This is a genomic window from Kribbella pratensis (assembly GCF_004366075.1).
In the GTDB taxonomy this organism is placed as follows: Bacteria; Actinomycetota; Actinomycetes; order Propionibacteriales; family Kribbellaceae; genus Kribbella; species Kribbella pratensis.
In genome coordinates, this window is the sequence record NZ_SODU01000003.1 from 776,268 (window position 1) to 788,252 (window position 11,985).

The 11,985-nt window shown below is 68.7% G+C and carries 17 protein-coding genes; 7 read left to right on the forward strand and 10 right to left on the reverse strand.

Going from position 1 to position 11,985, the window contains the following annotated elements; translation table 11 throughout:
* Positions 1-43 precede the first annotated feature (43 nt).
* On the forward strand, positions 44-739 hold the full coding sequence (locus EV137_RS27885) for a PadR family transcriptional regulator (RefSeq protein ID WP_134006173.1): 696 nt from the start codon (positions 44-46) through the stop codon (positions 737-739).
* Entirely contained in the window at positions 736-1,290 is a 555-nt protein-coding gene (locus tag EV137_RS27890; RefSeq protein ID WP_134131377.1) for a DUF1707 SHOCT-like domain-containing protein, read from the forward strand. The genes EV137_RS27885 and EV137_RS27890 overlap by 4 nt, the downstream gene beginning before the upstream one ends.
* A gap of 15 nt (positions 1,291-1,305) precedes the next feature.
* Here EV137_RS27890 and EV137_RS27895 read toward each other — a convergent pair whose 3' ends face one another.
* A complete protein-coding gene (locus EV137_RS27895; RefSeq protein ID WP_134131378.1) occupies positions 1,306-1,689 on the reverse strand; it encodes a VOC family protein in 384 nt (127 codons plus the stop codon).
* A 38-nt stretch (positions 1,690-1,727) separates the two neighbouring features.
* Here EV137_RS27895 and EV137_RS27900 point away from each other — a divergent pair, with 38 nt between their 5' ends.
* Together EV137_RS27900 and EV137_RS27905 are read left to right on the forward strand one after the other, a co-directional pair.
* A complete protein-coding gene (locus EV137_RS27900; protein ID WP_134006167.1) occupies positions 1,728-2,087 on the forward strand; it encodes a hypothetical protein in 360 nt (119 codons plus the stop codon).
* Positions 2,088-2,099: 12 nt separating this feature from the next.
* On the forward strand, positions 2,100-2,927 hold the full coding sequence (locus EV137_RS27905) for a PhzF family protein (protein WP_134131379.1): 828 nt from the start codon (positions 2,100-2,102) through the stop codon (positions 2,925-2,927).
* Here EV137_RS27905 and lplAB read toward each other — a convergent pair.
* Positions 2,911-3,969 (reverse strand): lipoate-protein ligase LplAB, encoded by a 1,059-nt coding sequence (gene lplAB, locus EV137_RS27910; protein WP_311136384.1) that lies wholly within the window; start codon positions 3,967-3,969, stop codon positions 2,911-2,913. The two genes, EV137_RS27905 and lplAB, sit on opposite strands and share 17 nt — an antisense overlap.
* Before the next feature lie 46 nt (positions 3,970-4,015).
* On the opposite strand from lplAB, the gene EV137_RS27915 reads away from it, so the two are divergent.
* Positions 4,016-4,648, forward strand: coding sequence for a hemerythrin domain-containing protein (locus EV137_RS27915; RefSeq protein WP_134131380.1), 633 nt, complete (start codon positions 4,016-4,018; stop codon positions 4,646-4,648).
* On the opposite strand, the gene EV137_RS27920 is transcribed toward EV137_RS27915, so the two are convergent.
* Positions 4,649-5,230 carry an adenylate kinase gene (locus EV137_RS27920; protein ID WP_238175595.1) on the reverse strand — a complete coding sequence of 194 codons (582 nt, stop codon included), beginning with the start codon at positions 5,228-5,230 and terminating at the stop codon, positions 4,649-4,651.
* A 122-nt stretch (positions 5,231-5,352) separates the two neighbouring features.
* Complete coding sequence (locus EV137_RS27925) at positions 5,353-5,730, reverse strand: YciI family protein (protein ID WP_134006161.1); 378 nt, start codon at positions 5,728-5,730, stop codon at positions 5,353-5,355.
* A 178-nt stretch (positions 5,731-5,908) separates the two neighbouring features.
* Between EV137_RS27925 and EV137_RS27930 the strand changes: the two genes are divergently transcribed.
* Complete coding sequence (locus tag EV137_RS27930; protein ID WP_134131381.1) at positions 5,909-6,664, forward strand: SDR family oxidoreductase; 756 nt, start codon at positions 5,909-5,911, stop codon at positions 6,662-6,664.
* On the opposite strand, the gene EV137_RS27935 is transcribed toward EV137_RS27930, so the two are convergent.
* The 4 genes from EV137_RS27935 to EV137_RS27950 form a co-directional block, all read right to left on the reverse strand.
* Positions 6,628-7,509: a DUF3800 domain-containing protein gene (locus tag EV137_RS27935; RefSeq protein ID WP_134131382.1), complete on the reverse strand. Its 882-nt coding sequence runs from the start codon at positions 7,507-7,509 to the stop codon at positions 6,628-6,630. The two genes, EV137_RS27930 and EV137_RS27935, sit on opposite strands and share 37 nt — an antisense overlap.
* A 205-nt stretch (positions 7,510-7,714) precedes the next feature.
* Entirely contained in the window at positions 7,715-8,008 is a 294-nt protein-coding gene (locus tag EV137_RS27940; RefSeq protein WP_134006155.1) for a YciI family protein, read from the reverse strand.
* A gap of 83 nt (positions 8,009-8,091) precedes the next feature.
* The gene (locus tag EV137_RS27945) at positions 8,092-8,853 is read right to left on the reverse strand and encodes a class I SAM-dependent methyltransferase (RefSeq protein WP_134131383.1); all 762 of its coding nucleotides are present in this window, start codon (positions 8,851-8,853) and stop codon (positions 8,092-8,094) included.
* Positions 8,850-9,782: an SDR family oxidoreductase gene (locus tag EV137_RS27950; protein WP_134131384.1), complete on the reverse strand. Its 933-nt coding sequence runs from the start codon at positions 9,780-9,782 to the stop codon at positions 8,850-8,852. Before EV137_RS27950 ends, EV137_RS27945 begins: the two co-directional genes overlap by 4 nt.
* 98 nt (positions 9,783-9,880) lie before the next feature.
* Here EV137_RS27950 and EV137_RS27955 point away from each other — a divergent pair, with 98 nt between their 5' ends.
* Positions 9,881-10,552, forward strand: coding sequence for a TetR/AcrR family transcriptional regulator (locus EV137_RS27955; protein ID WP_134131385.1), 672 nt, complete (start codon positions 9,881-9,883; stop codon positions 10,550-10,552).
* On the opposite strand, the gene EV137_RS27960 is transcribed toward EV137_RS27955, so the two are convergent.
* Together EV137_RS27960 and EV137_RS27965 are read right to left on the reverse strand one after the other, a co-directional pair.
* Positions 10,540-11,391, reverse strand: a complete 852-nt coding sequence (locus tag EV137_RS27960) for an HAD family acid phosphatase (RefSeq protein ID WP_134006147.1) — start codon at positions 11,389-11,391, stop codon at positions 10,540-10,542. The genes EV137_RS27955 and EV137_RS27960 overlap by 13 nt on opposite strands.
* A 103-nt stretch (positions 11,392-11,494) precedes the next feature.
* Positions 11,495-11,965 carry a GNAT family N-acetyltransferase gene (locus EV137_RS27965; protein ID WP_134006145.1) on the reverse strand — a complete coding sequence of 157 codons (471 nt, stop codon included), beginning with the start codon at positions 11,963-11,965 and terminating at the stop codon, positions 11,495-11,497.
* Between the last annotated feature and the right edge of the window lie 20 nt (positions 11,966-11,985).

The following is an 11,985-nucleotide window of genomic DNA, read 5'->3' on the forward strand; positions in this document are numbered from 1 at the left end:
GTCGAACTATCGCAATCACTTTCGTGAGGGACGGGTGGTCCAGATGACCGGATCGGCGTACGCCGCGGGCTGGCCTTGGGCGCAGTTCGCGCGGCACTGTTCAACCTTCGACGACATCAAGGACGAGTTGCGCGCGGCGATGAGCGGCCACCGCGGGCACCAGGGGCGCAGTCACCAGCAGCACTTCGGGCCGCCGTGGAGCATGTTCGGGGGCGGGCAGATGTTCGGGCCGCCCTGGGGACCGCCGCCACGCTGGCGGGGCCCGAAGGCGCGCCGCGGCGACGTACGGGCAGCGATTCTCGCCGTCCTCGCCGAGCAGCCGATGAACGGCTACGGCATCATCCAGGAGATCGCCGAGCGCAGCGGCGGCGTGTGGAAGCCGAGCCCGGGCTCGATCTACCCGACGCTGCAGCAGCTCGAGGACGAGGGTCTGGTGACGGCGGACGCGGCCGTCGGGCGGCGGACGTTCCAGTTGACCGATGAGGGCCGTGCGTACGTCGCCGAGCACCAGGACGAGGTGTCCGCGCCGTGGGAGGCGATGAGCGCGCCGTCGGGTGACGACGAGAACGGGTTCAAGCCACTCCTCGGGCAGGTCGCGACGGCGATGTGGCAGATTCTCGCGAGTGGTACGCCGGAGCAGCAGGCGAGGGCGCGCGACGCGGTCGCCGACCTGCGCCGGAAGCTGTACGGCATCCTCGCCGAGGAGGACGACGCCACGGACCAGCAGGACCGTTCATGAGCTCCGCCGACCGGGACCGCCGACGCCGAGGCGGTCCCGGCAGGCGGCACGGTTGGAGCGGGCCGGGCTGGAGTGGTCCGGGCTGGTACGACGAGTCCGCCGGCGACTGGCGCGGTCGCACGTGGAACCAGGTCGGCTGGGACCGGCCACCGGAGGCTGCGCGGGTCGACGTACCTCGGAAACGGGTGCGGATCGGTGACGCCGAGCGCGACCAGGCCGTTTCGTTGCTGAGCGACCACTTCGTGGCCGGGCGGTTGACGCAGGCCGAGTTCGAGGAGCGGAGCGAGGTGGTGACGCGGGCGCGGTACTCGGACGATCTCGAGCCGTTGTTCGACGATCTGCCGAACTCGACGCAACTGCAGGTCGTGCCGGGACCGGCCGACCTCCGTCGCCGGCCGGGTCCGCCGCCGCCGTTCCTGATGCTCGCGCCGGTGCTGATGATCGGCCTCGTGATCACCTCGGTCGCACTCACCGCTCCCTGGCTGCTCTGGGGCATGTTCTGGATCGTCATGATCAGCGGCGTGTCCCGCCGCCGCTGGCACCATCGCTGATCCACTACCGCTGAACTAGAGCCGCCCACGAGCCCGCGGGATCTCCTCCGCGAACTCGACGACGAACCCGTCCGGGTCGGCGACGTGGACCGTCCGGTGTCCCCACGGACGGTCCGCCGGCCCACTCAGCACCGGTACGCCGGCCGCACGCAGCCGCTCGGCGTACGCATCCACGTCCGGCACCATCACCACCACTTCGCCACCGGCGCCCGGCGTCACCGCCCGCCCGGTCAACCACTCCGCCCGCCGCCGTTCGTACAACGCGAACCGCACCCCGCCCGCGTCGAACTCCGCATACCCCGCATCCGTGAACTTGTACGCAAGCCCCACCACATCCCGGTAGAACCCCACCGACGCCGCCAGATCCCCGACGTACAAAATGACGTACCCGATGTCCATACCCGCAATTGTCGGTGCCTCCGCGTACGGTCGCTGGCGTGTATGACGGTGTGTTGATTCTGGAGAGTTTGAAGGTCGGGACCGAGCTGGATGGTGTGCCGCTGACTGTGACGAAGGTCAGTCGGCAGGCGGTCAGTGGTACGTCGGTCGGGCAGCCGGCGGTGTGGTCGTTGCTGGAGTTCGAGGTCGAGCGTGGGGAGGACTTGGCCGAGGTGCTGGCCGGCGTGCTCGACAGTCCGGGGTGGTACGCCGACTTTCATGACGAGCACGAGATCTTCGTGATCTTCCCGGGACGCGTGTTCCGGTACCGGCGGGGTGACGACGCGGCGCGCGAGGAGGCGAAGGAGTTCGGGCGCGGCCTGGCGATCCCGGAGGCGCAGCTGGACTGGACGCGATGATTGGATGAGCAGATGGTGACCGTTCTCCGCTACGCGGCCTTCACGTCCGATCCGGCCGGAGGCAATCCGGCCGGTGTGGTGCTCGACTCCCGCGGCCTCGACGACGCCACGATGCAGGCGATCGCGGCCGAGGTCGGGTACTCCGAGACCGCGTTCACCGACGAACCGGATGCGAGCGGCGCGCGCCCGGTGCGGTACTTCTCCCCCAAGGCGGAGGTCCCGTTCTGCGGACACGCCACGGTCGCGACCGCCGTCGCCCTGGCTGAGCGCAACGGCCCTGGCGAGATCGTCTTCAGTACGGCGGCCGGCATCGTCCCGGTCACGGTCGACGACGACCTGCGCGCAACGCTCACCAGCGTCGAGCCGTCCACAGAGGATGCCGGCAACCTGACCGACGTACTCGACATCCTCAGCTGGTCACCCGACGACCTCGACCCCGCGTTGCCGCCGAGGATCGCGTACGCCGGGGCACGGCATCTCGTCCTGAGTACGGCGACCCGGCAACGACTCGCCGCGCTCGACTACGACTTCGACCGCCTCCTCGCGTACATGCTCGAGCGCGACCTCACCACACTGCAACTCGTCTGGCGGGAATCACCGACCGTCTTTCACGTGCGCGACCCGTTCCCCGTCGGTGGTGTCGTCGAGGACCCGGCAACGGGTGCCGCAGCGGCCGCGTTCGGCGCCTATCTGCGGGAAATCGGCGAAGCGCAACCCACGATCACCCTGCACCAAGGCGACGATCTCGGACGGCCCAGCCTCATCACGGTCGAGCTCAGCCCGGACGACAACCGCGTGCGGGTGAGCGGTAACGCCGTACCGATCACGGCACCCGCGTGAGCCACTCCTCGGTGCCGAACTTCGCCGCGACCCGCTCCTCGGCCAGCGCGACGGTTTCCGGCGAGATCGTGCCGGTCGACAGGCCGTAGCGGTTCCGGAACGTGCCGGCCATCCGCTCGATCACGTCCGCGCGGTCGAGACCGGTTTGGCTGCGCAACGGGTCGACGCGCTTGTTCGCGCTCTTGGTGCCCTTGTCGGACAGCTTCTCCCGGCCGATCCGCAGTACCTCGACCATCTTGCCGGCGTCCATGTCGTAGGCCATCGTCACATGATGGAGGACGGCGCCGCCCGCGAACCGCTTCTGCGCGGCGCCCGCGATCTTTCCGGCCGGCGACGTGATGTCGTTGATCGGCTGGTACGTCGCCGCGATGCCGAGATCGTTGAGCGCACCAATGACCCAGTCGTCGAGGAACGCGTACGACTCGACGAACGACAGGCCCGATACCAGTGATTCCGGGACGTACAGCGAGTACGTGATCGTGTTGCCCGGCTCGACGAACATCGCGCCGCCGCCGCTGATCCGCCGTACGACGGTGACGTCGTGACGGGCCGCGCCGTCCAGGTCGACCTCGTTCCGCAGCGACTGGAAGCTGCCGATGATGACCGCGTTGGACGCCCACTCCCAGACCCGCAGCGTCGGCGGGCGCTCCCCCGACCCGACCTGCTCGGTCAGCACCTCGTCGAGCGCCATCTGCAGCGCCGGATCCCGCGGTACGTCGTGCACGAACTGCCACTCGTGGTCACGCCAACCGGTCGCGCCGGTCAACGCACGCCGTACGGCGACAGCTACCGCCTCGGGCGAGAACCCGAGCATCTCGACCCCGTCGCCGAGCGCACCTCGCACCCGCGCGGCGATCTGAGCCGCGGAAGTCGCCACTTGCAGACCTGCCAAGGCCCCGTTGATCCGTTCGAGGGCGTCGTCCGGCTCGAGGAAGAAGTCGCCGGAGATCTGCGCGTTGCGGACGTGCTCGTCGACCACGTCGAGGTCGGCCACGACGAGCTTTCCGCCCGGGACCTTGTACTCACCATGCATATTCAGCATCAACTTGCTCTGGTCAACGGTTGTTCCCGGACGGATACTCCGGGCCATGGCGCAGATGAGCATGAACAAGGCGATCCATGCCGCCGTTCGGCGGGACCTGGGTCGATTCCTGAGCGCATTGGAGCGGTTCCCGGACGGGGACCGCACGCGCGCGGCGCAGCTGGCCGCGGCCTGGCAGAACCTCGACAGCCAGCTCACCCGGCATCACGAGGGTGAGCACGAGATTGCGTGGCCGGCGTTGCAGAAACTCGGCGTGAGCCCGGAACTCTTGGCACAACTGGATGCCGAGCACGACACGATGGCAGGCGCACTCGCTGCCTCGCGGACCGCGATGGGTGCGCTGCGGAACTCCGCGAGCGCGGACGACGCGGCCACAGCACGCGCTGCGCTTCAGGAGCTGCAACGGGTCACCGTTGAGCACCTCGAACACGAGGAGGCGGAGATCGAGCCCGTCTACCAGGCCAACGTCGGTTCGCCCGAGCTGAAGGCGATGGGCCGCGAGTTCGCCAAGGTCGGCCCGGTCCAGGGTGGCACGTTCTTCGCCTGGGCCCTCGACGGCGCCACCCCCGCGGAGTCCGCGGCCATCACCGACAACATCCCCAAACCCGTCATCACGGTCGTCCTCGGCCTCTTCGGCCGCCGCTACCGCAGTTCGATAGCCCCCACCTGGCGCAGCTGATTACGCAGCCGGCTTGAGTTGTACGGCGACCTGCCAGACGCGGGTGCGGACGGTATCGATGTCGTCCGATGCGTCGACCTCGTGGTGGATGCCGCGGCCGGAGTAGAAGTGGATCAGCGGCGCGGTCTGCTCGTGGTAGACCTCGAAGCGGCGGCGGATGACTTCCTCGGTGTCGTCCGAGCGGTGCTCGATCTCGGCGCGCCGGAGCAGCCGGTCGACGAGGGTTTCGGCCTCGACCTGCAGGACCAGGGCTGCGTCCAGCGAACGGCCTTGCGCACCGAGGATCTCGTCCAGGACGCGGGCCTGGTCGAGCGTGCGCGGGTACCCGTCCAGGACGAATCCCGGACGGGCCTCGGCGTCCGCGAGGCGGTCGCGGACCATCGCGTTGGTGACCTCGTCGGGCACGTACTCGCCCGCGTCGAGGTAACCCTGCGCCGTCTTGCCGAGCTCGGTGCCGTCCGCGATGTTGCGGCGGAACAGGTCACCGGTGGAGATGACAGGCACACCGAGGTGAGCGGCCAGGTGGCCCGCATGCGTACCCTTACCGGCCCCAGGAGGGCCCATCAGCAAGACAGTGGTCACGGCACACTCCTGACTCTCGGTAAGTCCCACAGAATATGGGAGCCTCCGCTCCGGCGGTACGGTGTACGTCACTCCGGATCGCCAGTTGCGTCACACTCGCTCGTTACTGTCCGGAATCGCCTTCAGAACTCCATTTCCGGGCGGAGCTCGATGATGTCGCCGGGGCCGGCGAACTTGGCGGCGAGCTCCTCGGCCCGGGCGCGGGTGGCGCAGTCCAGGACGAAGAAGCCGGCGAGCTGCTCCTTGGACTCGGCGTACGGCCCGTCGGTGCTGACCGGGCGCTTGCCTTCCCAGCGGTAGGTCCGCGCGGTTGATGGTGCGTCCAACGCCAGGCCGCTGACCAGCTCGCCGGACGCGGACAGCTCGGCCAGCAGCTCGTCGAACTCCTTGCCCATCGCGGCCCGCTCGTCCGCCGGGATCGCCCGGCCGACCTCGGTGAAGTCGATCGTCGGGTGACCCCACGGCTGCATGTTGGAGTGGATCAGGACCACGTACTTCATTACAGAACCTCCTGTGTCGTGCCGGTACGCCGTACTGCGCCCGTGCACCCCGGACGTCGGAGGCACCGACAGGCCCTCGACATTTTGCCTGGATGTATTCCAGATCACATCGAGTCACACTCGCTCACCGGGCTCCGTCAGCGCTGCAGAACACACAGACGAGAACGGAGCAAAGCTCATGAGCACGATCCTGGTGACAGGCGGTACGGGAACGATCGGCCGTCAGGTGGTGCCGCTGCTCCAGGCGGCCGGCAGCAAGGTACGCGTGCTGAGCCGGCACGCGGGTGATCGCGGCGACGGCGTCGAGTACCTGGCCGTCGATCTCCTGAACGGCGAGGGCCTGGACCGCGCCGTGGACGGTGTCGACGTGATCCTGCACCTGGCCGGCGGTCCGAAGGGTGACGACCTCGGCACCCGCAACCTGGTCAAGGCGGCCGAGCAGGCGAAGGTCGGTCATCTGGTGCACATCTCGGTGACAGCGGTCGACCAGCTGCCGCTGACGTACTTCAAGTCGAAGCTCGGCGCCGAGCAGGCCGTCCGCGAATCCTCGGTGCCGTCGACCGTACTGCGCGTCGCCCAGCTGCACGACTTCGCCTGGAACACCGCGCGGGCCATGGCGAAACTGCCTGTGCTCCCGATGCCCGGCGGCATCCGCTTCCAGCCGGTCGACGGCCGGGACGTGGCCGAACGGCTCGCCGAGCTCGCGCTCGGTGAACCGCAGGGCCTCGTCCCCGACCTGGTCGGGCCCAAGGTTTACAGCCTGTCTGAGCTGGCTCGCGACTACCTACGGGCGACCGGCAAGCACCGGTTGTCGCTGCCGATCCGTGTTCCCGGCAAGGCGGGCAAGGTGTACCGCGCGGGCGGCAACCTCACCCTCACCGGCGCCGACATCGGCACTCACACCTGGGACGAGTTCGTCGCCGCGCAGGTGTAGGGCTCCAACAGCTCCACGAGATCCGGCGTACGACGGCGCGCGATGCCGGCCAGGAAATCGGCCACCTGCACTCGCGGGTCGTGCTTGGAGTCGACCTGCACGAACGACCGCAACGGCGCCGGCTCAACGCGGGAGGCGAGGAACGCGCCCAGGCGTGCCACGCGGCCCGGCGTCAAGGCGCTCTGCTCGTCGTGCACCACGGCGACCGAACGACCGCCGGCGCTCCAGTACAGCAGCGTCTCGGCGAGTGCCGGCACCAGCGGCTCCAGTGGCGGCGGGAGCTCCGGATCCTCGTCGATCAGCCGTTGCATCATCTCTTCGACGCGAGGCCGGGTCACCGCACGCAGCGCAGGCAAGTCGGCCGGCATCGTCGCGAAGAACCGGTCCACCGCCGCGTGATCCATCAACCGCACGCGCTTCGTCCGAGTCAGGTCCACGAACGCCGCCAGGAACCCGGTCCGGTGTCGCAGTGCCGCGGCCACCTCCGCGTGGTCCGTGCCGAGACTGGTCCCGGCACCGTACGACGGCTCCTCGGTGAACAGCTCGAACACCCGCGCGGCGACGTACGCGGTCTTGTCGATGGTGAGGACGTGCGCATGTCCACGCAGCGTGGTGAGCAACCACTCGAGCGCGGGCCGCTGCTCGGGCCGCAGGAGTTGGTTGGACTTGTACTCCGTCCGGCGGCGCAGACGGTCTCGCAGTACGTCGATCACGTCGGCGGCCGCCGGTACGGCGAGATCGACACTGGCATGGGTGATGACGGGTGAGGTGGGGTCGAGCAGGTTGGTTCCGGAGAACCCCGACTCGTCACACGCGACCTCGACCCACGATGACTGAGAAGTCATGGGAAGGCTGGCTCCAAGACTGAAGGACTGCACGCTGCGGGGCCCGTCCTCCGGACGGGCTTGATCGGACGCGCCAGGAGTCATCGGGGCGCGGTAACGATCAGTAAGCGGCAGCAGCCTGAGCAGACATGCGACCCATCATGGTCCGGCTGCACGCCGGACACCAGCGAATTCCTACGGCTCGCGGGCGAGGGCGACCAGAAGGCTAGAAATCCACGGCGGCGGGGTGCATGACTGCGCGGATCTCGACCGAGCGGCCGGCGGCTTGCGCGTCCGGTAGCAGGCGCGCGAGCTCGACGGCGCGGTCGCGGTTCTCCACGTCGATCACGTAGTACCCGTCGATCTTGGTCGGCTCGCGGTCGGGCAGCCGGACGGACAGTTGGGCGTCCGCGAGCAGCTCGCCGCCGACCAGCTCGCCGGCGTCGTGGGCGACTCGCTCGAACTCGTCGCGCTGCAGGCGTGGCTCACCATCACCCTGCAGGATCAGTAGAAACTTCATCGGCGCTCTCCTCTCACAGGTACGACGGAGTCGAACGCGCAGTCTTGACATGATGTGCGGATGTTCGCGCCGGGACGACCAGCTCAGCCGGCAGCCGCCCACGCCCGCGCCGTGAGCTTGATGGACCCGTCGGCCCCGATCGGCAGCCGCGCCCGTACGGCGTCCCGCAGCGCCTCCTGATCCGCCGGATCCAGGCTGCGCAGGTACGCCGGCGCCACGCCCTGCCCGCCCAGGAACGGTCCCCAGTAGTCGTCGAACGACGCGAACTCCGTCGGTACGACGATCTCGCGCGTCCGCACCTCACCGAACCCGGCCTCACGGAACAGCCCCTCGAGGCCTTCCGGCGTACAGAACGGGAACCGGCGCCCTTCGTCGTGGTCCCGGTCCTGCGGGCGTACGTCGGCCATCGCGTCGAAGAAGTACCGCATCAGCTGCATGCCGCCGGCGTAGTCCCAGACGTAGACCGCGACCGTCGTACCGATCTCGCGCATCCGGCGGAGCGCCTCGACCCGCTCAGGGATGAAGTTGAGCACCAGCCCGGCGACGACCACGTCGTACGGGCCGTCCGGAAGCTCGGCCGCGGACCGGACCTCGAACGCCGCCCGCGGATCGTTGACGGCCTCTCGCGCATAGCCGATGAAGCCCTCGGACGGGTCGACACCGAGCACGGATGCCGGATCCGCCGTACGAAGGATCGTGCTGGTCAGCGCGCCGGTACCGCAGCCGACGTCGAGCCAGCGCAGTCCGGCCGCCTGCTCCAGCCAGCCGACGAACTCCGGCGCGACGAGGCGGCTCCAGCGGCCCACGTACGACTCGTAGATCCCACCACTCGACCACTCGCTCATTTGCGCAGGATAGACGGCAGCGAGACCCCCGTCAGTCCTTCTGAGACCGTCCACAGCCGGGCGCCGGCCTCGGCATCGAGCGCCGCCTTGGGCGGCTTGACCAACGCGGTGGGGCCGACGAGGCCGAAGCGTCCGGACGGGCCGTAGTACGCACCGTGCTCGGCAGCTGGGTCGGCCGCGGCGAACAACAGCGGCTCGGTGCCGGTCTCGACCTCCTGCGTAGGCAGCGGGAGCAAGCGGTACAGCAATCGCGTCGCCAGCGGCAGCTCGTCGCGACCGAGGGTCGGGCCGGTGGTCTGCAGATTGGTGTTCGTGAAGCCGGGATGGGCCGCGACGCTGACCAGTCCCCAGCCGTTCTCGGTCGACAGGCGTGCAAGCTGATTGCTCAGCATCAGGTCGGCGAGCTTCGACTGCGAGTACGCCGCCGTCGACCGGTAGCGACGCTCCCACTGCAGGTCGTCGAAGTGGATCCGGCCGAAGTTCGCCGCACCGCTGGCCATCGTCGCGACCCGTGGCGCCGGGGCGGCCAGGATCAACGGCAGCAGGCGGACCGTGAGCGCGAACGGGCCGAGGTAGTTCGAGCCGAACTGCAACTCGAAGCCGTCCTTGGTGAGCATCCGGTCGGGCGGATTCATCACACCCGCGTTGTTCACGAGCAGGTCCAGATGCGGCTCGTCGGCGGTCAACTGCTCGGCGAACTCCCGGACCGAGGCCAGGTCGGCCAGGTCGATCCGCCGTACCTCGAGCTGGGCGCCCGGATGCGCGGCGAGGATCTCGGCCTTCGCCGCCTCGCCCTTGGCGGGCGTCCGGACCGCCAGCACGACCCGCGCACCCGCGGCCGCCAGCCGCTTGGCGGCCTCCTTGCCGGTCCCGCTGTTGGCGCCGGTGACGACGGCGAGCTTGCCGGTCTGGTCGGGGACTTCGTACATGCTCCACACTCCATAAAAGACTGGTGGTCTGTTATGGCTTCAACGTTATCAGACCGACGGTCCGATAACAACAGACCGCTGGTCTGTAGACTGTGGGCATGACTTTCCAGCGCGCGCGCAGACCGGAGCAGCGGGCCGAGCGGCGGCGGGCGATCCTCGCGACCGCGGCCGCGATGCTGGCCGAGATGCCGGTCGCGGACCTCAGCCTGAACGAGCTGAGTCGCCGCGTCGGTCTGGCGAAGTCGAACGTGCTGAACTACTTCGACTCCCGCGAGGCCGTCCTGCTCGAACTGTCGAGCAGCGAACTGTCGGCCTGGGTGCAGGATCTGGCGACCGTTCTGTCGGACCAGACACCCGAGTCGACCGACGAGCGGGCCGACCGGCTCGTCACGACCATCGTCGGCACGCTGGCGAAGCGGCCGGTGCTCTGCGACCTCATCAGTACGCAGGCTGCCGTGCTGGAGCGGAACATCACGACCGAAACGGCACTCACGTTCAAACGCGCGGCAATGGTCGCGTTCGAACGGTTGATCGGGGTGGTCGTCGGCGTACTACCGGAGCTCGGCCCGGAGGGAGCGGGTCGGTTCATCGCCGCCGCGAGCCTGCTCGCGGGCGCGATCTGGACCCACTCCCATCCGGTGCCGGCGATCCTGGCGGCCTACGAGACCGATCCGGCGCTGAGCGCGATCCGGATGGAGTTCGAGCCGGCCTTGACCGACGCCCTGCGAGCCTTGCTGTACGGCGCTTTACCCAGAGATCAGGGCAGATAGTAGTTCGGGTTCGGGAGCTTGAAGGTGCGGTCGGCGAAACCGCCCTTGAGGTCGGAGAACTGGTCGCCGAAGTTCGCGACGATGTCGTACCCGAGCGACTCGATGTGCGCGCGGGTCGCCGACTTGTAGTGGATCGTCGTACACGATCCGTTCGGGTCGCCTGCGCAGGCCTGCTTGAGGTAGTCCGGGTAGTTGGCGACGGCCGGCTTCGTGAACAGGCCGTCTTCGCCGTTGCTCAGCGTCGTCGGCTTCGGGTACCCGGCGTCGACGCCGACACCGTCCGCGGTGAGGTTGCCCAGCGTCGCCTGCTCCTGCGCGGCGCCACGGCCGGTCAGGAAGAAGATCGCGTACCCCTCACGCTCGGCCGTCTTCACCATGTCGACCATGCCGGGAACGGCCGGGAACCGCTGGTTCAGCACGTACTCCGCGTTGGTGGCCGGGTTGTACGCCCAGTTGCTGGCGATCTCGTAGTTCCAGGTGGCCAGCGACGTGTCGTCGACGTCGAGCAGGATCGCCTTGGTCTTGGCGGTGTGGTGCGTCGCCGAGATCCAGTGCGTGCCTGCGGCGGCGACCTTCGTCGCTTCCTTCGCGTAGTTGCTGTCCGCCGCGAAGTTGCCGGAGCCGAGCGGGTCGCCGTAGTAGTTGCGCAACTGCTGACGCAGTACGTCGATGTTGGTGACCTGCTTCTCGCTGTGCGGTGTCGACGTCTGGATCGCCGGCTGCTGCGTCGCGGCGCCGGCCGAGTACGCGACTCCGCCGACGACCGATGTCATCGCGACCGCGGCGACGCTGGTCAGAACCATGCGGCGGGACGGCCGGCGCCAGGAACGGAATGCCATGGGGACCCCTCCAAGAACTGGAATTGCTTGCGAAGGCACGCTAACTCCATCCGGACCCGATGTACCTGCCGCACGCCGCAACTTCAGGGGAATCCTGCGTTCGCTAGACCTGCTTCACGTACCGGTGGCACGGGATCGGCAACGTTCCGCGTTCGACCGGCGCCGGATAGTCGAACGGGCCGCCGTCGGTCCAGCCGCTGCGTTCGTAGAACCGGCGCGCCCGCGCGTTGCCGGTCACCACGGCCAGCCAGGCTTCCTGATGACCTGCTGCCTTCACCTGCCGCTCGGCTTCGGTGAGCAGCGTCCCTGCGACGCCCGATCCCCTGTGTTCGCGTGCGACGTACACCTGCTCGACCTCGGCCCCCACCACCATGACGAAGCCGGCGATCTCGTCATCGACGACGGCGACCGTGGTGTCCGCGACCCGTTGCGCGGCCCGGGTCCAGAACGACTCCTTGGTCCGGTACGCGACCAGTTCGCCGGGCACATGTCCCAGGTGGCCGTCCTGCCAACCGGCGTACCAGATCGCGGCCACCGCATCGGCATCTTCAGCAACAGCGGGTCGCACAGTCATGCCGCCAGGGTAAATGAACC

Excerpts from the sequence above, each read along its gene's own strand:
- EV137_RS27885 (WP_134006173.1), top strand. The coding sequence starts at position 44 with ATGACCGGATCGGCGTACGCCGCGGGCTGGCCTTGGGCGCAGTTCGCG.
- EV137_RS27890 (WP_134131377.1), top strand. The coding sequence starts at position 736 with ATGAGCTCCGCCGACCGGGACCGCCGACGCCGAGGCGGTCCCGGCAGG.
- EV137_RS27895 (WP_134131378.1), bottom strand. The coding sequence starts at position 1,689 with ATGGACATCGGGTACGTCATTTTGTACGTCGGGGATCTGGCGGCGTCG.
- EV137_RS27905 (WP_134131379.1), top strand. The coding sequence starts at position 2,100 with ATGGTGACCGTTCTCCGCTACGCGGCCTTCACGTCCGATCCGGCCGGA.
- lplAB (WP_311136384.1), bottom strand. The coding sequence starts at position 3,969 with ATGCTGAATATGCATGGTGAGTACAAGGTCCCGGGCGGAAAGCTCGTC.
- EV137_RS27915 (WP_134131380.1), top strand. The coding sequence starts at position 4,016 with ATGGCGCAGATGAGCATGAACAAGGCGATCCATGCCGCCGTTCGGCGG.
- EV137_RS27925 (WP_134006161.1), bottom strand. The coding sequence starts at position 5,730 with ATGAAGTACGTGGTCCTGATCCACTCCAACATGCAGCCGTGGGGTCAC.
- EV137_RS27930 (WP_134131381.1), top strand. The coding sequence starts at position 5,909 with ATGAGCACGATCCTGGTGACAGGCGGTACGGGAACGATCGGCCGTCAG.
- EV137_RS27935 (WP_134131382.1), bottom strand. The coding sequence starts at position 7,509 with ATGACTTCTCAGTCATCGTGGGTCGAGGTCGCGTGTGACGAGTCGGGG.
- EV137_RS27940 (WP_134006155.1), bottom strand. The coding sequence starts at position 8,008 with ATGAAGTTTCTACTGATCCTGCAGGGTGATGGTGAGCCACGCCTGCAG.
- EV137_RS27945 (WP_134131383.1), bottom strand. The coding sequence starts at position 8,853 with ATGAGCGAGTGGTCGAGTGGTGGGATCTACGAGTCGTACGTGGGCCGC.
- EV137_RS27950 (WP_134131384.1), bottom strand. The coding sequence starts at position 9,782 with ATGTACGAAGTCCCCGACCAGACCGGCAAGCTCGCCGTCGTCACCGGC.
- EV137_RS27955 (WP_134131385.1), top strand. The coding sequence starts at position 9,881 with ATGACTTTCCAGCGCGCGCGCAGACCGGAGCAGCGGGCCGAGCGGCGG.
- EV137_RS27960 (WP_134006147.1), bottom strand. The coding sequence starts at position 11,391 with ATGGCATTCCGTTCCTGGCGCCGGCCGTCCCGCCGCATGGTTCTGACC.
- EV137_RS27965 (WP_134006145.1), bottom strand. The coding sequence starts at position 11,965 with ATGACTGTGCGACCCGCTGTTGCTGAAGATGCCGATGCGGTGGCCGCG.